The following is a 21,121-nucleotide window of genomic DNA, read 5'->3' as shown; positions in this document are numbered from 1 at the left end:
GGCTGGGGGGTTATAGTAAACCACAATTCCTTTGCTGGTGCGTTTTTTACGTTTTTTATAACCATTTCGGGCTACTTTTGAGAAATCGGAACCCCTTTGGTGTTTCCCCCGGCCACCTAAATTTTTTTAAACTGATAATTGGCTATAAAAGTATAAGCTCTCCCCATGGAATCAGGGTCCCATTCAGAATCTTCCTCGATATCTTCCACTACATGGGGGATGGATTCCTGTAGCGATAATCCCTCCTGTTCGTAATGTTGTATACGTTCTTCCATCCTTTTTTCCATTCTGTCTATATCCAAGTCAATTGGAATCATAAAACCAACCTTTCTTATATTAATTTTTTCATTTCAGAAACCAAGCGGTTGTCCTCTATACATTTCCCCACTCTTGTCTTGTATTTCCCTTTTCTATCTCACCTAACCCCGTTGATCATCATGCATATCGTGGAGGATCCAGAAGGGATCATGGAACAGAGTTTTTGAGTAAAGGATTGACTGTTTCCGAAGGGCAATAGCGGAATTGCGTATGTAAAAGTGAGAAGGACTATAGGGTCGCATAGGGCTACATAAGGGCAACGACAATCATAGAAGAACCCCCCTCCCCACAGGGAGGGATAAAGGAAAGCCATGCAGCAGCGCCATTCTGGAGCCCCCACGATGGGGAAGCCAGGCGCCATTACATAATGGGCCGGGCCAACACAAACAACAACGGTGAGTTGGGGGGGGAGGAGGGGTAGGGGGAAAGGAACAAAAACACAAGGGAATCAAAACAAAAGATCAAGGGACTAAAGGCAAAAACAGAGACCAAAAACAGGGGGAGGGAGAGCTTAGATTCTACTGAGATTCCCGTTTCGTGTAGGAGGGACGTTTTGCTGACCTATGGATTCCTCCAGAGGGAACCCCCTGATTTTTATAAAATAGAATTATTCTTAAAATAGTATCTAACCACGATTCCGTGAAAAAGCACCCCTATAACGCCTTTTGTACTATTTACAATTCAATTTAGTAATAAATTTCTATCTATTTATTAATAATATAAAAACAATTGTTCATAGAAAAGGAACAAGCAGAGGATTTTTAGGGATTACAAACTACCCGCTCTTGAATCTTACGGCGGAAAATAGGGATTACGATGGGAATGGGTGTTGGGTCAAAAGTATGAGATAGTACCGGCCGACCGTTTAGACACGTCCACTCCAGTCTTCGTGCCTGTTATCATACAATCATAGCATACTATTTACTAACAAATACATGTGTTGGGTATTCCCATTAATAAATAAATATATTATATTTTAAAACATAGGATAGTTCCCAAAGACTTAGGGGCCCTGCGGAGGACTTTTGACCTTACGCCCAATGGTTAGTACGGGTGGTACGGAGCCGGTGGTGGGGATGGAGGGTGGTGGTACGGAGCCGGTGGTGGGGATGGAGGGTGGTACGGAGCTGGTGGTGGGGATGGAGGATGGTGCGGAGCCGGTGGCGGGGATGGGGGATGGTGCGGAGCCACTGGCATCTGTGGGAGGGGCATTGTATCCACTAGTGGATAGGGGAGGTTCGAAGTCGTTGGCGTCTGTGGATTGAGAGGGATTGCAGCATTTCCGATTCCGCTGAAGATGGGAGAAAGAGCTAGGGAAAGAGTTCCTACAATGGTTGCTGTTTTTATTTTTTTTCTAATCAAGATGAAAATATCCCCTTTATTCATTATTATTAAATATAATATTTGATTACATGTTCATTATAACATATTGTTTTCAATGTAGGGAATATCATAATTTATGGTTTTTAATAGAAAATATTACAAAACTTATTTTATAGTATAGCATTTATAATATAATTAAACAATGTATTGCAAAAATATTTACGTTATAAAATAAGTATAAAAACTGTGTAAATATTCCTGGCATAAGTAATTTGTAGTTGAAAGTTACCACTTTCCGAGGGACAACACGTGAAAATTTAGTGCTATTGTTTTTTGTTGAACCCCCAAAGATTGCTGAATAGTACCCGAAAATGATTCTTTATAGAAGAGGTGCTACCGCAAAAAGGAACGATCCGACAAGTACCACCCAGAACATCTTTTCCAAAATTTGGTTCCTTCCCCGACCTATAATAAAATTCAATAAATATAGTAGTGTTATTTGATAGTACTTGCTCCTTCATTCAATGCATCATCGGGGAATAGATCAGCACGATATCTCATAATAAACAGTTTATTTAGATTATTATGTATCAAACCATGGTAATTAAATCTTGTTAGTTAAAAAACATGGTAAGAGATAATGGAAAAGCTATCTGTCCTTGTTGTATAATCTTCCTTATCACGTATAAAAATATAAGGATACTAGAGGACAAATGGCTTCCTAGCATTGTAACACAATACCCAGTGACTACGAAACAAAGGAAATAGAACAAAGGGAAACTTGTTTGCAGAACCGTCTATTATCCATGGTGGGTATGAATCAACCTTCTGATATAGAATTAGTTTTCATCCTTCTCGGCCTATTCTTCACCGAATATGCATCCTTATATAGGAAGAGATACAGTGGTTACCACAATACCATTGGAAGGCCATGCATACACATACTCATACCATTGATTTTTGACATAATCAAGGAGTTTTTACGATATAGCGACCGTATGCTGATCATTCAAATTCCACGCGAAGGCCCTCTCTTTGAGGCATTGGGTGGTACAAAAGGTAGACCACTTATGGGTGAAAGGACACTATATGAGAGTCGAAATCGCCTCGATGTCTATGAGGAAACCGAAGGCTATAAGGTGAAGGAACAATTCTACTCCGACTTCACCCAATTTTTGATGGGGATCATGGATATGGACCCCAGTTTTTATCGGATGGATTCAACCCTTATTGACAGCTTTATCAGGAAATTGAGCCGCAATATATTGATTTTCTTGGTGATTAGGATTGCAATCCGTACAATGGCCAAACTTGCTCTCCCTCTTCCTTCCGAATGGGAGATCTTCTTGCAACCTGATGGCAGGATGGCCAATGTAAACGGATCTCAGGCCCGTTCTTGTGGGTCTCTCCTCCTTCTGCCAGCGGATCACCTAACGGACAAGGTGAAACGGAGAGCAACACTGCTAGAGATTTGCCTAGCCCTCGAGCACTTTGGAAACCAGTACAAGGAGTTTCAATCCACCCCGGTCCATATACTGTTGCAAAGGGTGATAGGAGAACAAGTAGAGTGGGTTGAACAGGAAGGGCAAAAGAGACTCATGGTGCGTTCCACCTCGCCATCAGGCAGTCTGCAAAGCCCCTTTGATCCAGACGCCCCATGTCGTATCAAGGGTAAGCCATTGTGTAGAGGATATGTTTGTAACCTTGTCGAGGCCCGTGATGAGGAGAAGGAATTGAGTTTAGTCGCCCATGTAAATACCCAAGGGGCACTTCATTCCGATAAGGATTTTGGAGTTGACTATAGATCCAACCATGCACCAGAGGACGACAAGACCTTGTATTTTGACGGAGGGTACAACTGCCACGAGGTAAGGGAGGCGGCTAAAGAACGTACTATCAATATACACCCAACCGATATGTTGGGGAGAAAGGAAAATCCCAGTAAAAAGAGGGTAAGTGGGTTCAAGAGGGGGAAGGATGGAAAGATCCATCGGTGTCCTGGTGGCAAGACCCCCGACTCATCCACGTACCAACCCGGAGAGAAGGGCAAGGGTAAGATAGTGGCCCACTTGCATGAGGGGACCTGCGGAGAATGTAAATTTGCCGATCAATGTGCCGCCAAACCTCTGAAGAGGGGGGAAGGGTCCTGCGCACCACAGATCAGTCCTATTCAACGGCGGAACAACGAGACAAAATGGAGCAACCGGGGTACAAAGAGAAGGGGAATCGTCGTGCAGCTGTGGAGGGGGTTTGTTCTTCCATGAAGAACCGTTTTCAGGCCGCCAAAATGAAGGTGCGTGGTAAGATGAGGGTGGCACGGGCCATGATGGCAAAAGGATCTGCTTATCATTGATCCCAGGCCGTTCGTTATCTTCAAAAGGAGATCAGGAAGAGAAGGATAAGATCAACCATAACTACATAGAGTTTAATATATAATACTATTTAAATAAAAAATAAAATTCGACTTTATGTCGGTTTCTTTGGTGTGCGCAAAAGGGGCGAGATAGGAACCGGTTTCTATGATCCCACGGTGATTTCGGTGGTTCAAAAAAAATAACCGATCGTACGAAATTTTCAGGTGCAATTCCCCAGAAAAGGGTACCTTTCCACCCCCAAGCACTTACGCTGGGAATACTCGAACAGACTATTTCTATACTCATTAACAATATAAACATTTCCCAAACACATCATTTAATATACAAAAATATTCTAATAAGTTTGATATCTTTTTTCGCGGTAGCACCCTTTCTTTTTTATACCCCGGCTGTTCCCTTTTGTTCCGTTGTTCTGCCGTTGAAGTGAGTTACCATCTTACCCTTGCTATTTTCCTCATCAGGTTGGTGCGTGGATGAGTCGGAGGTCTTGCTTGCCATGTTCGCATCCCTCCATGTTCGCATCCCTCATAGATGGCAACGGCGAACGAGGAGATGGTCCTAGCGGAGTAATACTTCGATGAGTGTGCAACGGGGGGATTGTTTGCATCCTGTGAGTATTTGGGGGAAGCACACCGTTTTTTTGTGTTCGGGGTGGCGTAAGGTGTATGTTGGGGGTAGGGGCACAGATGATAGTGATATTTGCCCATTGACGTAGTTTACGATTTGCCCTACAATGGTCTCCTGGGGGTTTTTGAGTGGTATCTTTTGGTTGTGTTCCCATGAGTCTGTTTTCCTCTTCCGTTGGACTCCTTCCGGTAGGGGTGCTGGGAGCCTGTGGGGGGAATCGTCTCATTGTGTTGTTTCGATCCTGTCCTTGTGTTCGTTGGTGGTCTTGCATGGTGTTTTCGGTGGGGAAAGTGATACGACGCGGGGTGGAGCAGTTCGGTAGCTCGTCGGGCTCATAACCCGAAGGTCGCAGGTTCAAATCCTGCCCCCGCAACCAATGGTTTTGTGTGATGTTTTCGGTGGGGAAAGTGATACGACGCGGGGTGGAGCAGTTCGGTAGCTCGTCGGGCTCATAACCCGAAGGTCGCAGGTTCAAATCCTGCCCCCGCAACCAGTGGTTTTGCGTGATGTTTTCAGTGGAGAGAGTGATATGGCGCGGGGTGGAGCAGTTCGGTAGCTCGTCGGGCTCATAACCCGAAGGTCGCAGGTTCAAATCCTGCCCCCGCAACCAGTGGTTTTGCGTGATGTTTTCGGTGGGGAAAGTGATACGGCGCGGGGTGGAGCAGTTCGGTAGCTCGTCGGGCTCATAACCCGAAGGTCGCAGGTTCAAATCCTGCCCCCGCAACCAGTGGTTTTGCGTGATGTTTTCAGTGGAGAGAGTGATACGGCGCGGGGTGGAGCAGTTCGGTAGCTCGTCGGGCTCATAACCCGAAGGTCGCAGGTTCAAATCCTGCCCCCGCAACCAGTGGTTTTGCGTGATGTTTTCAGTGGAGAGAGTGATACGGCGCGGGGTGGAGCAGTTCGGTAGCTCGTCGGGCTCATAACCCGAAGGTCGCAGGTTCAAATCCTGCCCCCGCAACCAGTGGTTTTGTGTAGTGTTTTGGGCGGTGTAGCTCAGCTGGTTTAGAGCGTACGGTTCATACCCGTAAGGTCGGGGGTTCGAGACCCTCCACCGCTATTTTGAGAGTGTGGGTAGGAGAAGGATTCGCGGCGATCCCCCATTGGGTCGCCTTTTTTTTATGCAATTATAGGGGGTAGTATTTTGGAGGATCAGGTGGTCCCGTGGGGTGAATGGGGACCACCCGTCCGTACCCATTGCGTATTGTGGTGTTTTTGCCGCGGGAACGGATTACGTTGTTACGACGAAGATCCTCCGCTAAGGGATTTGTCCTTATCTCCTTGCAAAAGAGGACAAGTAGGGTCGGGCTGCGCCGTATTGGGCCAAATGCCCGTATGTTTCGTCGGAATTTGTTCACCCCATGCCCTCGTCCCTTTGACAAACTTTCCGTGTTTCTCCTGTTACAATGGGGCTGCGATGGCATTCATTAGGGAGTCTTTCTATGCTGTTCAGCGGTTGGAGGGGGCGGGTTTGCATGGGATTGGTATGGTCGCGGTTGGGGCTAGGGCACGGGCGGTTGCGCGGGTCGTGGACTGTGTTGGGGATTTTCCTGGCCGGTGTGAGTCTGGGACGCGCGGAGCTGTTAGGCACCCTTTCGCCGTTTGCATTACCCTATGCAATGGCGGTTTTTGGGGTGGCAAGAACTTTCTATTGGCCCACGGTGTTGGGCTCTGTATTGGGTGCTTTGTTGGGTTCTCCATTACAAGGTAAGCAATGGTTATCACTCGGATTGCTAGTGTTGATTGGTTTAGGTTGGGAGCGTTGTACCCATGGTCCTCTGCGGTTTCCCATGGTATGGGTAGGATTTGCCTCCATTTTTTCCTATGGTGTTCTTTGGCTGGTTGAGGGGGGTGTGCGCGGTCAGGATCTGGCATTGGCCTTGGTTGACAGCATGCTGTCTGCCCTCCTTGTGCCCGTTTTTATGCGTGCGATTCCTCTCTTTACGGCGGGTCGAAGACGGCTTCTCATCCGCCCCGAGATGACCCTTGCTTGTTTGTTTTTCCTAGCTGCTGTGGTATCCGGAGCGGCCCACTGGGGATTTTGGGGTGTTCGTGTTTCAGACTGGCTAGCCCACGGATTGACGGCTATGGTTGCTTGGGGTGGGGGTGGTTTGTGGGGCAGTGCTTTTGGAACCTTGGTGGTATCCTTTCTTTATTTGGTGGGGGGTCCCACATCCTTCTTTTTTCCCTCCCTACCCCTGGCTGGTCTTTTAGCGGGTTTATTGTGGACAGGGAGTAGGCGGCGTGGTGTCCTTTGTTGTTTTGGGTTGAGTGCGCTTTGGGATGTATTTTTGCATGCAGAAACAGTGCCCTTGCTTCCCATGCTGCTTACGGTTGGCCTGGCGCTATTTTTCCTCCTTCTCGTTCCCGCACGCTGGCCCGATCAGTTGGCTTCTATTATACCGGGTACTGTGGTACAGGAATCCGTACAGCAGGACTATTTGCGGCGTTTGCGTGACGTTACGGCGGAACGCGTGGAAAAATTCGTGCAGGTATTCCAAGAGTTGGCTCATAGTTTTGGGGGGGGTAAGGAGAGAATCACCAAAACCGGGGGCCAGGGTCAACCTTTGCTGGCCGATCTTGCTTCCTCCATTGCGGAGGGGGTATGTCCTGGCTGTCCTAAGCAGGCTGTCTGCTGGGATAGTCATGTGGAAACAACCTGTAATGAATTAGGAAAGATGATCCCCTTGTTATCCAGAAGTGGGGGGAATGCTATGCCCACTGTGGCTTGGAGAAAATATTGTGTACGTCCCCAGCCAACGGCCAATGTTTTGCGTGATGTTTATACGCACCGTGTGGTTCGGGAACGTAGTGATGCCCGAGAAATGGCAGTCCGTCAGTTGGTTCGTGATCAGTTGAGTGGGATGGCCGAGGTGATGGATAATTTGGCGAAAGAAATTCGGGGGGGTGTTTGTGCAGCCGAGGCGTGCGAGGAGAAGTTATCGGGGGCTTTGATAGCGGGTGGAATTCCCATGGAACGTCTTGATGTGATCAATCTTCAGCCCGGAAGAATTGAGTTGGAAATTACCTTATTGCAACAGGGGGCGAAGGGTGTAGGAAAGCGTTGGATTGCCCCCTTGCTTAGCCAAGTTCTTGGTGAACCTGTTCATCTATTACGTCATGCAAGTTGTGGGGATGGGCGGGGTGCATTGCTCAGTTTTGGTTCGGCACAGCGGTATCGCCTACGGATAGGTCATGCTATGGTGGTCAAGGAAGGAAAGACTGTTTCCGGGGATAGTTCCTGTGCCCTAGATTTGGGAACAGGCAAATTTGCTCTTGCTGTGAGTGACGGAATGGGGCATGGTGAAAAGGCTCGGGAGGAGAGTCAATCGGCCCTCCGTCTCCTACGCCGGTTGTTACGGGTGGGGATTGCTCCGCTGGTGGCTGTACAGACCGTCAATACGGTGTTGCGTTTGCGTGCTAGTGATGAAGAGATGTTTACTACCGTTGATCTTGTGCTCGTTGATCTCTACACGGCCAGTGGACAGTTTTTGAAAATTGGTTCCGCCCCCGGTTTCGTCAAGCGGGATCAAGAGGTTCATCGTTTGCGTGCCTCCCACCCGCCCATTGGTATTTTGCCGACATTGGATATAGAGCCCCTTCATGTGGAGTTAGAATCAGGTGATCTGGTTATTTTGATGACAGATGGTGTGTATGATGCTATGGAGGATGCTGCTTGGTTGCATTGTCTACGGAATGCGGCTATTCCGGATCCGCAGAATTTTGCTGATTCATTGTTAGAAGCCGCCTGGGATCGGCGGGGTCATGAGGCCAAGGATGACATGACAGTTGTTGTGGCGAAAGTGGAGCGGTGTGTAGGGGAGTGGTCTACGGTCCGCTTTCCTGGTGTTGCTTCCGTACGGCGTTCTGTATAGCATTAGAATTCGGGGGGATTTTGGTGCTGTCACGTTTGCAGTATTTACTACGTCATCATAATTGGCTGCCCCATGGATCCAAATTATTGATTGCTGTATCCGGAGGTACGGATTCCGTTGCACTCCTGCATGTGTTGTATACGTTGCAGAGGGAATATGCTTGGGGATTGGTAGTAGCCTATATTCAGCATGGTTTGCGTGGTGCAGAGAGTGAGGCGGAGGAGCAATATGTGAATTCTCTCGCTAGGGATTGGAAAATTCCTTATGTAAGGGAGCACTTGCATTTGAATTCTCGCCCTGGGGGGACAAGACCTGCTGGAGCCCGTCAAGCTCGTTATGATGCCTTGTATCGGCTGGCGAGGACTTTGGGGACGGATCGGATCGTTCTGGCGCACCATGCCGATGATCAGGTGGAGACGATGTTGTTGCATCTTCTGCGCGGTACGGGGGTTGCCGGTTTAGCGGGCATGCGTTCTGTTGGTCAATGGAGGGATGCAACCCTTGTTAGGCCCCTGTTGACTATCAGCCGGTCCGTTATTGAAACTTATATCCAACAGGTTGGTCTGCGTCCCTGTTTTGACTCTAGTAATGCAAGACGTGATCAGGCTCGCAATCGTTTACGTCACGATCTATTACCACAATTTCCCGCCTACAACCCCCGTTATCGTGATGCTTTCCTACGACTAGCTGCTATGGTACAAGCAGAGGAGGAAATGTGGGAGGGTATGGTGGAGGCGGTTAGTCGTTGGGTTCTACGGGAATGTACCCACGTGCGATGGTCCTTGGATCAACAGGGTTTTGTGTGTTTGCCTGTAGCCTTACAGCGTAGACTTGTTCGTTATGTTTTGGGGGGATTTCTTTCTGTTACTAGCGAATTGTCTTGGCGTTTGGTGGAGCCGATTCGGAGAATAGCGGTAGGTCGTTCCCCTTCACGACGTATTGATTTACCCTGTGATGCTTGGTTTGAGCGTAGTTATACAACGCTCCGCTTCGTTCGTGGTTGTTCCATCGTCCCACCCCATAGAAATGACTCACAAAACCCCATTGAGGTTGTAGCAAGGGAGGTTATCCTTCCCGTGCCAGGTGAGGTGGATGAGGTTGGATGGGCTGGTACGATCGAGGCGCGTACGATGGCGAGGGAGGAGGCGATTCATTTCCCTGTTCCCCCATCCGATGTGGAGGTTGCGGTTTTTGATAAGGATCGGTTACCGGATGTACTGCGGGTTCGTACACGTCGACCCGGGGATCGTGTGCAATGTGTTGGAATGCAGGGTACGAAGAAACTGAAAAAAATACTGATGGAGGCCCGGGTTCCTTCTAGGATGAGGGATCATTTGCCCTTGGTCGTGGCCGGTGGACGAATTCTTTGGGTTCCCGGGATTCGGTATGCTCGTTGCGCGGGGGTTCATGTGGGAACCCGTTGGTGTTTGTTGTTGTTGTATCGTCCCCGCTCTTTGGGGGGAGGTTCGAACTGGTATGAGGGGGAAGATTAGGAATGGAGTAATGTTTGGGGTATACAATTCTATGATCTATGGAATGAAATTTTTGCTGATTGAGTAAGTATAGGCTGTTGTTCCCCCATGTGGGTTCTGATCTTAGGCCAACCCGGTGGGTGGGATCCTCAACAGTCTTTTGTTGCTTATTTTGGTGTTTTGTGGGTAGGACGGCCTGTTGTGGGGGAAATGGGCCTATGGTACAATGGAGCGAACTGGCGGGGGGAGGCCAAGGGTGAAGAAACATATTTTTAGGAATGCCATAATTTACGTTATTCTTCTCCTGGTTGCAGTTGGTGCTATCCAGGTGGTTTTGAATGGAAAAAAAGAACCGGAAGAGTGGGATTACCACAAGTTCAATATTTACCTGAAGCGTGGTGATTTAAGGAATCCTGTCGTCCGGGTTGAAGATGGTGCTTATAATGTTGAGGCGGAATACCGAAATCCAACGAATGGAAAATCCCCGCGGGGCTCTAAGATTAGGGTGTATGCCCCACAGGATTCAAGATTCATTTCTGATCTGTTGGAAGCGGATCCCCCTGGTTTGAAATTTGAAAAAGCCAAGGATAGGTCCCTTTGGATTACCCTATTTTCTTCCTTTCTACCGGTGCTGGTCATTGGTGTGATTATGTTTTTTATGCTCAACCAACAAGGCGGCGGCAGTCGGGTGATGAATTTTGGCAAGAGTAGGGCCAGACTCTATAATGAAGAAAAGAAGCGTGTTACCTTTGACGATGTGGCCGGGGCCGATGAAGAGAAAGCCGAACTTGAGGAGATTGTGGATTTCCTTAAGGAGAGTCGCAAGTTTACTGCCATAGGGGCCCGCATTCCCAAGGGCATTTTGTTGGTGGGTCCCCCGGGTACGGGTAAAACCCTATTGGCTCGTGCAGTAGCCGGTGAGGCTCGGGTGCCCTTTTTCTCTATCAGTGGGTCTGATTTCGTGGAGATGTTTGTGGGGGTCGGTGCTTCTCGGGTACGTGATCTCTTCGAGCAGGCAAAAAAGAATGCTCCTTGTATCATCTTCATTGACGAGATCGATGCCGTGGGTCGGCAGCGTGGGGCAGGTCTTGGAGGGGGTCATGATGAGCGTGAGCAGACTCTAAACCAATTGTTGGTGGAGATGGATGGTTTCGATGCCAATACGGGTATTGTCATGGTCGCGGCAACGAATCGCCCTGATATTCTCGATCCTGCCCTGTTGAGACCGGGTCGTTTTGATCGGCAGGTTTTGGTGAGTATACCTGACCTACGCGGTCGGGAGGCCGTGTTGAAGGTGCATGCGCGCAACAAACCGTTGGCAAAGGATGTACGATTGGGTACCATAGCCCAGCGGACAACGGGTTTCTCTGGCGCTGATCTGGAAAATGTTCTTAATGAGTCAGCTTTGTTGGCTGCGCGCCATAACCGCGACAAGATCACGATGGAGGAAGTGGATGAGGCCGTGGATCGTGTCCTGGCCGGTCCGCAGAAGCGGAGTCGTGTGATTAGTCCTAAGGAACGTAAAATTGTTGCCTATCACGAATCTGGTCATGTGATTGTGGGTTATTACTGTAAGGATGCTGATCTTGTTCACAAGGTGACGATTGTTCCGCGTGGTAAAGCGGGCGGTTACGCTATGATGTTGCCGCGTGAGGACCGTTATATTGCTACTGAACCGGAATTGTTGGACCGCATTTGTGGTCTGTTGGCCGGTAGGGTGGCCGAGATATTGGTGTTTGATGAGGTTAGTACGGGCGCTAGTAATGATCTTGAGCGTGCCTCTTCTATCGCTCGCTCCATGGTTATGAATTACGGTATGGGTAAGAATCTAGCGGCTATGAAATTTGGACAGTCTCAAGGACAGATTTTTCTGGGTCGTGGGGATTTTGGCCAGGATCAGAATTATAGTGATGCAGTGGCTTACAAGATTGACGTGGAGATAGAGGATATTATCAACAGATGTTATAAGATTGCTGAAGATATCTTGCGGCGGCATCGTGAGAAGTTGAATTTGATGGCTGAAACCCTGCTAGTGCACGAGACATTGGATTCAGGTCAGATTAAGGATCTTCTGGAGAAGGGAATTGTTCCTGATCCACCTCGTTTTCATAATAACGGTGGGGAGGAGGCGTCCCCTAAAAAGGATGGGGGCAAAAGTAAGGACCCGTCTGATAAAGATGTGTAGTTGAACAGGGATTTTTTGTTTTTTGCTATTGTACAGGCAATGGAGTGGGTGCAACGTGGGGGAAATGGCGGACCTCCAGTGTATGCCGTTTCTTTTTTCCGGATTCTATAAAAGGGCCCCCTCGCCCGGGGCCAATGTTTTGCTTTTGGGGGGGAGATCGGTTGGTTCTACTCTAACGGGGTTTCTATAGGGCATGGGATCGGGGGTCCCCCACGGGTTTTTCCCACCATGAGCTATTGAAATTCTGGCCCCGTTTCCTGGATATGTGAAAAGGATATGCACTCTTTTTCACGACATCGATGGAAATACCTACAAAAAATGAGGGGTTCGTTATGGGGGGGTTCCGTTCAAGGGGGCTATTTTGCGTTTAGGGCGGGAACTTTCCCCCAATCCCCATATTGGTTTGCCTTCTTTTTCCAGGGCTTTGGAGTGGTTCATTGGTCATGAGTGTGACCCCCATCGGCCGTAGAGGCTTCAGAAGGGAAGTCCCTACGGATATCATTCGCAGAAACGGTTACAGGAAAAGAACCATACAAGCGGGTTGCGGTTCTCTTGCGATTCCCTTCCCTATAAGTGTGGAAGGGGGGATTCGAACCCGTTCTTGTGAAACGTTATCAAAGGTACACGCTCTGTTGGTTGGGGAAAGTTGTATCCCCTCCGCGCTTATGGTAGGTCTCTGTAGGATTTGTCGAAACGATCCCCGTTGTTTATGTTACAGTGATACCCCCCGTTCTACCTTTTCCCGTCGATTTAGGCGCTATGATGATTTCAATCAAGTGCATGGAATCAATGTTCCCTACGGGGGGAACGGCTATAGCCTCCTTCAGGCGGATGCTACCTACACGTACGTTCGTGTAGGGGATTCGTGTCCGTATCCATCGTCATGGGATCCAGAAATTGGAATGGAATCGATCTACCAGAATGTGTTTAGATCCGGGCGCAAGGTTTTTCCATTCGCGCGGTTACATACAATACAATCCCCTCTCTGATGATTACAGATGCCCATAACGGCCTCCTGTCAGGCCCCACAAGGGGGGGAGTACCTCTTGTCCAATTGGCAAAACATTTGTTTGTTATATTCCCATTGGATCCGGGGAATTTATGGAAGGCGGGTCGGGCCCTAGGCGCGATATTGTCTCCCTAGTGTGGAATGGGGATCCCTCTCGGAAAGAATATTCGCAGGGGGGGTAGGAGGCGGCCCTCAACCGGGAGATGGCCCATAGGACGGCCATGGGGATCGATCATGAATGGCCTCCCCCTGCATCTCTTGTATAATGATATTTTAATAATAAATATGTAGACGGGAGCTTCCTAGATGAAGCCAGAAATGGGCATGGAGGCGGTTGTCCTATATAATGTTAAAAATATTTAAATATTTATTAAATTATATTGGGACCGTGGTTTCATGAATTTTGCCATTTATAGTCTTAATGAGTAATATAATTGATTAGAAAAATATCCCCAGGGAGCGATTTGTGGACAGTGATAAGGAACCTAAAATTACCTATGTTTTGAGGGTGATACCGTGTTTGGGATGCAATCAAAAATGCAGGAAAAAGTCACCCAAAGAGGCAAAAAAGTAGGATTAAAAATCCCCTCAGAAAATGCACACATCCGTTGGGATGCTGCCGGCCCCGCTATCTACTCGAGGATATGGGATGATCGATCTCAGATTGTATCTCTGCATTGACAGCCTCCCATTCCGGAGTATCTAGAGGATAGAACTGATCAACATACACTTTATCCTTGGAGTTTTGAAGAAAACCTATGTGGTATCTGGCTCTATTGGTATCCTGCAAATCCAAAAAATAGCGGCTAGATCTGGATTGCTTCCCAGCGAAGATGAGATCCCCATTATCCTTTAAGAGGTGCTCTATGGTGTTAACCACATCCCCCGGACTCGCCCCATAGGCAAATAAGTTACTCTTTGCACTCTTTCCCATAGCGTAAGCGCGATTAAAATATACGAAATGATGACGTTCCAGAATGTGCCTAAGACGTTCAGGAGCTAGGTTTACATTGTAATTGATACCATTTCCCTCATTGATAGTAAGGTTTTTTATTACCTTTATGTTTTTATGATGGTTGGGACGATGGTACGCATTTTCATATTCCTGCGTATCTTTGGCGACATCGCCCTCTCCCCCGAAAATCTCCTTTGCCATAGCCTTTAAATCCCTGTCAGGATGATCTTTAAGAAACTGACGTGCGTAGCCCCTCGGGGTTCTCGCATTATGGATAACAGCCCCTCCTGTAATAGACCCTGGGGTTTTTACATTATGGATAGTAGTTTTCTCTGTGATGGACTCTACGGTACCCTTCTTTCTATTCCTTTTACTATTTTTCCCCCCCATAACCATTTGATATTCTTTTTCGTTTTTCAGCGCTGCATCCCTGTGGGGTACTTCAGTAGTTTCAGGGGAGATTAAAGAGGAACTCCCCGTAGGGGCACTCCCATCCATCGTTTCTTTGATTTTATCCCCCTCCGTGATACCTCCTGGGGTCCTTACATCGTGGACAGTAGTTTCCTCTGTGATGGCCTTTATGGTACCCTTCTTTCTATTTCTTTTACTGTTTTTTTTCCTCATAACCATTTGATGTTCTTCTTCGTTCTCCAATACTATACCTGGAGAAGTAGTATGCATCACCTGAGATGTCTCTTCCCCAGTAGACGTACTCCCACTACGCACCACGTCTCCCGATACCTTCTGAGATCCGTCTTTAGCAGTTAGAATCCCCCGGGGTTCCTGTTCCCCGGATGCTCTAATGGCAGATTGGGAAAAACCTTCACGGATGATAGTACTCCCCTCTGCAGGAACAAGGTTACCCCCGGATTCATATCCTGTTGTTTTTTCGATTGCATCATTGATAAAATTTACAAAATATGAGACAATACGTGATGGTAACATCACTATTTTAGATACTACTCCCTCGTCAACAGCCGCCACTGTATTGGGTACAACCCCGTCCGTAGTTGCTGCCGTTCTGTTGGAACGACTTGACTCTTCCTGAATCGGAATACAATCCCTACCAGGGGTTCTCTTGGATCTGCATAGGATTTTCCCTGAACCTGCCCCTTCTTCCAATTCATTCTCCCCTACTGAAGGTTTTGACTCTATCAGATTCCTTGTCTCCGCTGCCACATTTTTCGTAACTGTTTCCACCATATTCCCCGTCGCTGTTGCTTCTTCACCTATTATCTTTCCTACTGCTGCCTCCCCTGCCACCGGCACTAACATTTCAGCTATTTTTTCAGCCTCATAGACTTCTTCACTAGTCACTTCTCTCATGTACTCTTCCATACTATTCAGTAATTTTTGATTCTCTTTGGTCTCTGGACTTTCTCCAGCCTTTCTGATCAATTCAGAAACTGCCTCCCTAGTAAAACCACCGATTTTTTTTCCAACCCACCCGGCGACCGTCCTTTCTCCCTTATCCAGTCCTGCTAAAACCTCTCCTACTGCTTCGGTTGCCTCATCCTTGGCACCCAGGGGCGCTGAAGCATATATGAAATCTTCCCAAAGTTTATTTGCTTCAGTAAAGATTCCTTTAAAGATTTTTTTATGTACTGTGATAGTGAATTTTGCTCTATTGCATTGATAGATGCCCCTACCTTATCAAGTTCAGTTACCCCACCCTTGAGAAATTGTAAAAACTCCTTAGCAGACTCTGAACCGATATCTTCCCTTATTATAAATTTTGATTCGAATTTTTCTTGTTTTCGTTCTAGCGTTTTCCCCTTATCATTGTCGATGGAATCCACACTTCCCTGTAAAGATTGTTGCTTTTGCTCTGCAGATTCCTCATCGGAAGCGGAATTTTCACTTGAGTTATCCTCCCTTGCCTCCTCAGCAATATTCTGTGGGGGTGCTTTCTGCTCCGTAGATTCCTCCTCTTTCCCAACTAACTTTCCTGACGAAACAAAGGGCAGACTTGCCACAACAATACCGCTGAAAAGCAATCTGGATCTGTAATGAAATAGTGATCGACAAAAATTTTTGTTATCGTTTTTATTTTTCATTGTTTTTGTATACCCCTTTTATTAATAAGTCATATGATGTTTTAGATAATTATTAAATATATATAGAGTTTTCACCTAAACACAGGACACGGGATTATTTAATTAAAAAATATATAAATTTTTTTAATTAAATACACATAAAATAATCAAAAAAGTCAACCTCTCATTTTTGGATTGCAACCTGACTATTGATTTGTAAACCAACATCCTTTGGTACTTCCTTTAGGTATCTCTCTGGTTCTTGTTGCTAATCATCACGGACTAAAAGATCACACCCATTGCCCACCCCAGCTCAAAAGATCCCATTCCCGAGCCTGTTACTTATGCCCCATACGTTGTAATGACGGATGGCGGTTTTACTTCCTTTCGACTTTTGTGCAGCAATTCGTACTTATCTCTATGGTATACTATCTTTGTATATAGTTGTATAGATTACAAATTACAAATACCTTGCATTTTGATTTACATTTCCTTGCATTTATGAAAGTTTTTTCTTTGTTTTTCTTTATTTGAGTAGGTTCGGCGCCGGGGCCGGCCCGATTTTTCTGTACGGAATCTTTACGCGCTCAAAATCCTGCCCCTTCCCAGGAGCAGGATTTTATGTTTCTGATAGAGGACAAGCGGCGATATGACTTTAAATTTTTTCCTTAGCCCTTTACACCTGGCTGAGGCCAGGTGTCTCCGTGCGACAGTCTCTCGTGGTTCTCCTTATGAGGGCCTACATCAGGTTCATTCCATCTGTGCACCGGATTCCGCCAGGACAGTAGGTGGTTCGCCCCTCATGGCTTCGTTCCAAGGATAGGTTCCTGTTTCGACATAGACTGCGCCTTTCAGTGCTTTCTCCCATGGTTCGCCTTACTAATCCTCCTGATTCACACTCGGATGGGAACCTTTCGTCCTGCTTTTTCCCAGGATGCTCACCACCATTGCTCTTTACGACAGCAGATCTGGGCGGTTTGAAATCTGCATACCATTTGCCGATTCCGGGAGGCCCTCCTCCATCCCTCATAAGGGATACTGAGAACGTGGTATTAGACTGAATTTTGAATAGGACGGGATTCTATGGGACAACAAAAAGAGCCGTGTAAGAGGGGACTATTACGTATGATTCTGCGGGAGGATTGGCTGGTATGTTAGCCCTACTTGACATACCAAGAATTTTGCAGTAGGCGGCATCGGTTTTCATACCCCGTATTTGTCATTGTTCTAGGGACGATTGTTCCAGGTACTCTAAAGTTTCTAAACTTTCCTCCCCCTCTAGGGGTGTAGTGTGAGGATGGGATGGGGTCTCCATAATTACATGTGTCTCTTTGTGTTGTTGTTGTATAGTAAAGAATTGTTCCTGGGTACGAACTTTGCGTGGGTAGGGGGGGATATGCTATCTTTTGTGGTAATGGAACGAGTTTAGAACGGTGTGGGGTTTATTTTGAACCATGGTGGGTCGTAGAAGGTTGGGTAGGATGGGAGAGGACCCGAGGCCTATGGGGGGGGGAGAATGATTCGACGTTTGTTGGCTGTGGATATAGGCAACACCAATGTTACAGTAGGCTTTTACGAGTGTGATCAATTGCGTCATTCATGGCGGTTCCGTACGAGGGATGGGATGACAGAGGATGAATTGGCTGTCATGTTCAGCTCTTTTATGTGCTTGGCTCAGGAGGGAAGTTGGCAGTCCCTACAGGGAGTAATTATTTCCTGTGTGGTCCCCGAGTTACAATGTGTTTTGCGTCGTTTTGGGGAAAAGTATCTTGACCAACCCCCCTTGTTTGTTGAAACTGGTCTCCGTACGGGGTTGACATTTGTTTACCCGCAGCCCGAATCGATAGGTGCAGATCGCATTGCCAATGCGGTGGCTGCGCATACGATTTATGGTTCACCTGTGATCGTGGTGGATTTTGGAACAGCGACCACCTTTACATTAGTTGCCCAAGAGGGACGGTTTCTGGGAGGTCTCATAGCACCAGGTGTGCGGGCTATGGTGGAGGCTCTGTTTCAAAGGGTACCTCACCTCCCGCGTGTGGAAATTGCTAAGCCCAAGGATATCATCGGTGGGGATACCCCCCAATCGATTCAGGCAGGAATCTATTATGGAATTTTGGGGTTGTTAGAAGGAACCTTGTGTCACATACGGAATAGATTCGGAGGATCATCACAGGTTCGCGTGGTAGCTACCGGTGGATTCTCAGGTCTGTGGGCCAAACAGTCTGTTCAGGTGGATGTAGTGGATGATCATCTGACGTTGCACGGACTCAGAATTTTATATGAATACAATACCTGATTCATGGCAACAGAATCGGTTCCGTGGGGGACTAGGGGGTAGACGATATGCGTATAGGATCTATTGAGTTGGATAATCCGGTGGTTCTAGCCCCCATGTCGGGAATTTGTAATGCAGCTTTTCGTATCATTGCGAAGGGGTTTGGTACGGGCTTGGTGTGTGCGGAAATGGTGAGTGACCGGGCCATCCTGCATGGCAATGAGCGTACCCAACGGATGATGCTAGTGGATCCCGATGAACATCCTTTGAGTTTACAGGTTGTTGGGGGGAATATGGACTATCTCGTTGGCGCCGCACAACAGATCGACAAGGGTACGGATGCGGATATCATTGATATCAATATGGGGTGCCCGGTGCCTAAAATTACCAAATGCGATGCGGGTGCCAAGTGGCTCCTAGATCCTGATAAGGTAGGGAAGGTGGTAGCCTCCATTGTAGCTGCTGTGGAAAAGCCTGTGACTGTGAAGATGAGAATGGGTTGGGATTCTGAGCACATTTATGCAGTGGAGAATGCCCGGGCGGCCGAACAGGCGGGGGCTAAGGCTATTGCGATCCACGGTCGCACACGAGCGCAGATGTATCGTGGTAGGGCGGATTGGGATATCATTCGTCGTGTGAAGGAGGCAACCCGTGTTCCGATCATTGGGAATGGGGATATCACTTCCGCCCAGGATGCTAAGAGAATGCTTGAGGAGACCGGTTGCGATGGTGTTATGATTGGACGGGCGGCGTTGGGTAACCCATGGATTCTTTATCAGACTGTGCAATATTTGGAGACAGGATGTATCCCGCTAGAACCTACGGCGGAAGAGAAGATGACGATTGCAATCCGCCACTTGGATCGACTTGTGGATCTTAAAGGGGAAACCATTGCTGTTCGGGAAATGCGTAAGCATGCTGCTTGGTATATGAAGGGATTGCGTGGTGCAGCACGGATGAAGGATGCGGTTCATCAGCAGACCACTCGAGAGGGGATGACAGAGCTGTTGCAGTGTTTTGGGTCCTTAGCCGGTTGAAAATGGAGAAAGGATGAAGGGTATGACAAAACAAGGGGAACCCCACAGAGAGGGATCTGTTGGGGAAGAACGGGGTCTTTCTACGGACGAACGAGTGGTGCGTCGTGCCAAGGTAGACCACCTGCGTGCTCAGGGTGTGGATCCTTTTGGGGGGCGGGGGGAGGAGCCAACTCACCCTATATCGGAACTTTCCCAAGCCTATGGGGAAGCTACGGCCCAGGATTTGGAAGCCTCTTCCCCCTCCGTGAGTCTAAGGGGGCGGTTGATGATAAAGCGGGTTCAGGGTAAAGCCTCCTTTGCCACCCTACAGGACCACTCTGGCTCGTTTCAACTCTACATCCGTAGGGATGTTCTTGGTGAGGAAGACTACGAACGATTTAAGCATTTGGATCGCGGTGATTTCATCTTTGTCCGTGGTGTGCTTTTTAGGACCCGGCGTGGTGAGCTCAGCCTCCGTGTTGTGGGGCTGGTTTTATTAAGCAAGGCCCTTCGTCCCCTACCCGAAAAATATCATGGACTACGTGATGTGGAACAACGTTATCGGAAAAGATATCTCGATCTGATTATACATTCGCAGGTACGACAGGTATTTTTATCTCGTGCAATGCTCTTAAAAGCGATTCGCAAATTTTTGGATCATCGTGGTTTTATTGAGGTGGAAACACCGACACTACATCCCTTGGCTGGTGGGGCAGCGGCCCGTCCTTTTGAAACCCACCATAACGCTTTGAATCGTCCCTTCTATTTACGTATAGCCCCCGAGCTTCCTCTGAAAAAGCTTATCGTGGGTGGTATGGAGCGTGTATATGAGCTTGGCAGGGTTTACCGAAATGAGGGTGTATCCGCGCGGCATAATCCCGAATTTACGGCTTTGGAGTTATATCAGGCATATAGTGATTATGAGGGCATGATGGAGCTCACGGAAAACCTGTTTGCCCACTGTGCCCAGATTGTTTGTGGGACTACAGAGGTTTCGTATCAAGGGCGGGAAATCCAATTGCGGGCTCCTTGGGCACGCCGCACGATGACGGAACTGGTAGAGAAGGAGACAGGCATCGATTTCACCCAGACCCTGACGAATTCCCAAGCGCGGTCCCTGGCTAGGAAAAAGGGGGTCGTGGTGCATCCGCATGCGGGATTTGGTCATGTTCTAGAGGCTTTTTTCGCGGCCTTTGTGGAGCCAACCCTGGTGCAGCCTACCTTTGTTTACCGGTATCCAATCGAAATTTCCCCCTTGGCGAAGCGGTGTGGGGATGATCCAAGGTTTACGGACCGATTCGAGTTGTGGATTGGGGGTCGGGAGTATGCCAATGCTTTTTCAGAATTGAATGACCCTATAGATCAGCGGGATCGTTTCCTGGCACAGGTGGAGGCCAAGCAGCAGGGGGATGAGGAGGCCCATCCAATGGATGAGGAGTTCCTGGAAGCACTGGAATATGGGATGCCGCCTACAGGGGGTTTGGGGATAGGTATCGATCGGTTGATTATGTTGTTGACGGATTCTCCTTCCATTCGTGATGTGCTCTTGTTTCCTCATATGAGGGAATCTTCCCCTTCTTCTGGTGGAGTTTGATATTGTAATTATCATCTTTTTGTTTGGTAATTATATTGTTTATGATAAATTGGTATATATG

General features: G+C 47.8%; 16 protein-coding genes and 7 tRNA genes. 20 read left to right on the top strand and 3 right to left on the bottom strand.

What is annotated here, in order from left to right:
• Positions 1 to 116 precede the first annotated feature (116 nt).
• On the bottom strand, positions 117 to 317 hold the full coding sequence (locus tag PPRES148_RS06430; protein WP_149453739.1) for a hypothetical protein: 201 nt from the start codon (positions 315 to 317) through the stop codon (positions 117 to 119).
• Positions 318 to 1,343: 1,026 nt separating this feature from the next.
• Here PPRES148_RS06430 and PPRES148_RS06425 point away from each other — a divergent pair.
• From PPRES148_RS06425 to PPRES148_RS06355, 16 genes are all read left to right on the top strand, one after another.
• Positions 1,344 to 1,583: a hypothetical protein gene (locus PPRES148_RS06425; RefSeq protein WP_149453738.1), complete on the top strand. Its 240-nt coding sequence runs from the start codon at positions 1,344 to 1,346 to the stop codon at positions 1,581 to 1,583.
• 2,168 nt (positions 1,584 to 3,751) lie between these two features.
• The gene (locus PPRES148_RS06420; RefSeq protein WP_149453737.1) at positions 3,752 to 3,994 is read left to right on the top strand and encodes a transposase; all 243 of its coding nucleotides are present in this window, start codon (positions 3,752 to 3,754) and stop codon (positions 3,992 to 3,994) included.
• 773 nt (positions 3,995 to 4,767) lie between these two features.
• The gene (locus tag PPRES148_RS06415) at positions 4,768 to 4,965 is read left to right on the top strand and encodes a hypothetical protein (RefSeq protein WP_149453736.1); all 198 of its coding nucleotides are present in this window, start codon (positions 4,768 to 4,770) and stop codon (positions 4,963 to 4,965) included.
• A tRNA-Met gene (locus PPRES148_RS06410) sits at positions 4,943 to 5,019 on the top strand. Before PPRES148_RS06415 ends, PPRES148_RS06410 begins: the two co-directional genes overlap by 23 nt.
• Positions 5,020 to 5,059: 40 nt before the next feature.
• Positions 5,060 to 5,136: transfer RNA gene (locus tag PPRES148_RS06405), tRNA-Met, on the top strand.
• Positions 5,137 to 5,176: 40 nt separating this feature from the next.
• Positions 5,177 to 5,253: transfer RNA gene (locus PPRES148_RS06400), tRNA-Met, on the top strand.
• Positions 5,254 to 5,293: 40 nt separating this feature from the next.
• A tRNA-Met gene (locus PPRES148_RS06395) sits at positions 5,294 to 5,370 on the top strand.
• A 40-nt stretch (positions 5,371 to 5,410) separates the two neighbouring features.
• Positions 5,411 to 5,487: transfer RNA gene (locus PPRES148_RS06390), tRNA-Met, on the top strand.
• A 40-nt stretch (positions 5,488 to 5,527) separates the two neighbouring features.
• A tRNA-Met gene (locus PPRES148_RS06385) sits at positions 5,528 to 5,604 on the top strand.
• 21 nt (positions 5,605 to 5,625) lie between these two features.
• Positions 5,626 to 5,700, top strand: a tRNA-Met gene (locus PPRES148_RS06380).
• A gap of 113 nt (positions 5,701 to 5,813) precedes the next feature.
• Positions 5,814 to 6,071 (top strand): hypothetical protein, encoded by a 258-nt coding sequence (locus tag PPRES148_RS06375; RefSeq protein ID WP_149453735.1) that lies wholly within the window; start codon positions 5,814 to 5,816, stop codon positions 6,069 to 6,071.
• Positions 6,072 to 6,115: 44 nt separating this feature from the next.
• Positions 6,116 to 8,515 carry a SpoIIE family protein phosphatase gene (locus PPRES148_RS06370; protein ID WP_187820743.1) on the top strand — a complete coding sequence of 800 codons (2,400 nt, stop codon included), beginning with the start codon at positions 6,116 to 6,118 and terminating at the stop codon, positions 8,513 to 8,515.
• 23 nt (positions 8,516 to 8,538) lie between these two features.
• Complete coding sequence (gene tilS / locus PPRES148_RS06365; protein ID WP_223127987.1) at positions 8,539 to 10,008, top strand: tRNA lysidine(34) synthetase TilS; 1,470 nt, start codon at positions 8,539 to 8,541, stop codon at positions 10,006 to 10,008.
• Positions 10,009 to 10,095: 87 nt separating this feature from the next.
• Positions 10,096 to 10,263 carry a hypothetical protein gene (locus PPRES148_RS11475; RefSeq protein ID WP_187820900.1) on the top strand — a complete coding sequence of 56 codons (168 nt, stop codon included), beginning with the start codon at positions 10,096 to 10,098 and terminating at the stop codon, positions 10,261 to 10,263.
• A complete protein-coding gene (gene ftsH / locus PPRES148_RS06360) occupies positions 10,244 to 12,172 on the top strand; it encodes an ATP-dependent zinc metalloprotease FtsH (protein WP_246142923.1) in 1,929 nt (642 codons plus the stop codon). The genes PPRES148_RS11475 and ftsH overlap by 20 nt, the downstream gene beginning before the upstream one ends.
• 443 nt (positions 12,173 to 12,615) lie before the next feature.
• Positions 12,616 to 13,161 carry a hypothetical protein gene (locus PPRES148_RS06355; protein WP_149453732.1) on the top strand — a complete coding sequence of 182 codons (546 nt, stop codon included), beginning with the start codon at positions 12,616 to 12,618 and terminating at the stop codon, positions 13,159 to 13,161.
• 648 nt (positions 13,162 to 13,809) lie between these two features.
• On the opposite strand, the gene PPRES148_RS06350 is transcribed toward PPRES148_RS06355, so the two are convergent.
• Positions 13,810 to 15,534, bottom strand: a complete 1,725-nt coding sequence (locus PPRES148_RS06350) for a hypothetical protein (protein WP_149453731.1) — start codon at positions 15,532 to 15,534, stop codon at positions 13,810 to 13,812.
• Positions 15,535 to 15,629: 95 nt separating this feature from the next.
• On the bottom strand, positions 15,630 to 16,193 hold the full coding sequence (locus tag PPRES148_RS06345) for a hypothetical protein (RefSeq protein WP_149453730.1): 564 nt from the start codon (positions 16,191 to 16,193) through the stop codon (positions 15,630 to 15,632).
• 1,276 nt (positions 16,194 to 17,469) lie between these two features.
• Here PPRES148_RS06345 and PPRES148_RS12925 point away from each other — a divergent pair.
• From PPRES148_RS12925 to lysS, 4 genes are all read left to right on the top strand, one after another.
• On the top strand, positions 17,470 to 17,601 hold the full coding sequence (locus PPRES148_RS12925) for a hypothetical protein (RefSeq protein WP_281289935.1): 132 nt from the start codon (positions 17,470 to 17,472) through the stop codon (positions 17,599 to 17,601).
• 87 nt (positions 17,602 to 17,688) lie between these two features.
• Positions 17,689 to 18,471 carry a type III pantothenate kinase gene (locus PPRES148_RS06340; protein WP_149453729.1) on the top strand — a complete coding sequence of 261 codons (783 nt, stop codon included), beginning with the start codon at positions 17,689 to 17,691 and terminating at the stop codon, positions 18,469 to 18,471.
• Between the two features lie 47 nt (positions 18,472 to 18,518).
• Positions 18,519 to 19,487, top strand: coding sequence for a tRNA dihydrouridine synthase DusB (gene dusB, locus PPRES148_RS06335; RefSeq protein ID WP_149453728.1), 969 nt, complete (start codon positions 18,519 to 18,521; stop codon positions 19,485 to 19,487).
• 22 nt (positions 19,488 to 19,509) lie between these two features.
• Entirely contained in the window at positions 19,510 to 21,060 is a 1,551-nt protein-coding gene (gene lysS, locus PPRES148_RS06330; protein WP_149453727.1) for a lysine--tRNA ligase, read from the top strand.
• The last annotated feature ends 61 nt before the right edge of the window (positions 21,061 to 21,121 follow it).

The sequence above is a fragment of the Pasteuria penetrans genome, assembly GCF_900538055.1.
GTDB lineage: Bacteria > Bacillota > Bacilli > Thermoactinomycetales > Thermoactinomycetaceae > Pasteuria > Pasteuria penetrans.
Note: the sequence above shows the minus strand (reverse complement) of the source record. Positions and strands in the feature narration are given on the sequence as shown.

Bases quoted from the DNA above. Each gene is read 5' to 3' on its own strand.
- PPRES148_RS06340 (WP_149453729.1), top strand. From the start codon at position 17,689: ATGATTCGACGTTTGTTGGCTGTGGATATAGGCAACACCAATGTTACA.
- PPRES148_RS06430 (WP_149453739.1), bottom strand. From the start codon at position 317: ATGATTCCAATTGACTTGGATATAGACAGAATGGAAAAAAGGATGGAA.
- PPRES148_RS06345 (WP_149453730.1), bottom strand. From the start codon at position 16,193: ATGAAAAATAAAAACGATAACAAAAATTTTTGTCGATCACTATTTCAT.
- PPRES148_RS06375 (WP_149453735.1), top strand. From the start codon at position 5,814: ATGGGGACCACCCGTCCGTACCCATTGCGTATTGTGGTGTTTTTGCCG.
- PPRES148_RS06370 (WP_187820743.1), top strand. From the start codon at position 6,116: ATGGGATTGGTATGGTCGCGGTTGGGGCTAGGGCACGGGCGGTTGCGC.
- PPRES148_RS06355 (WP_149453732.1), top strand. From the start codon at position 12,616: ATGAGTGTGACCCCCATCGGCCGTAGAGGCTTCAGAAGGGAAGTCCCT.
- dusB (WP_149453728.1), top strand. From the start codon at position 18,519: ATGCGTATAGGATCTATTGAGTTGGATAATCCGGTGGTTCTAGCCCCC.
- PPRES148_RS12925 (WP_281289935.1), top strand. From the start codon at position 17,470: ATGGGATGGGGTCTCCATAATTACATGTGTCTCTTTGTGTTGTTGTTG.
- PPRES148_RS06420 (WP_149453737.1), top strand. From the start codon at position 3,752: ATGTGCCGCCAAACCTCTGAAGAGGGGGGAAGGGTCCTGCGCACCACA.
- PPRES148_RS11475 (WP_187820900.1), top strand. From the start codon at position 10,096: ATGTGGGTTCTGATCTTAGGCCAACCCGGTGGGTGGGATCCTCAACAG.
- lysS (WP_149453727.1), top strand. From the start codon at position 19,510: ATGACAAAACAAGGGGAACCCCACAGAGAGGGATCTGTTGGGGAAGAA.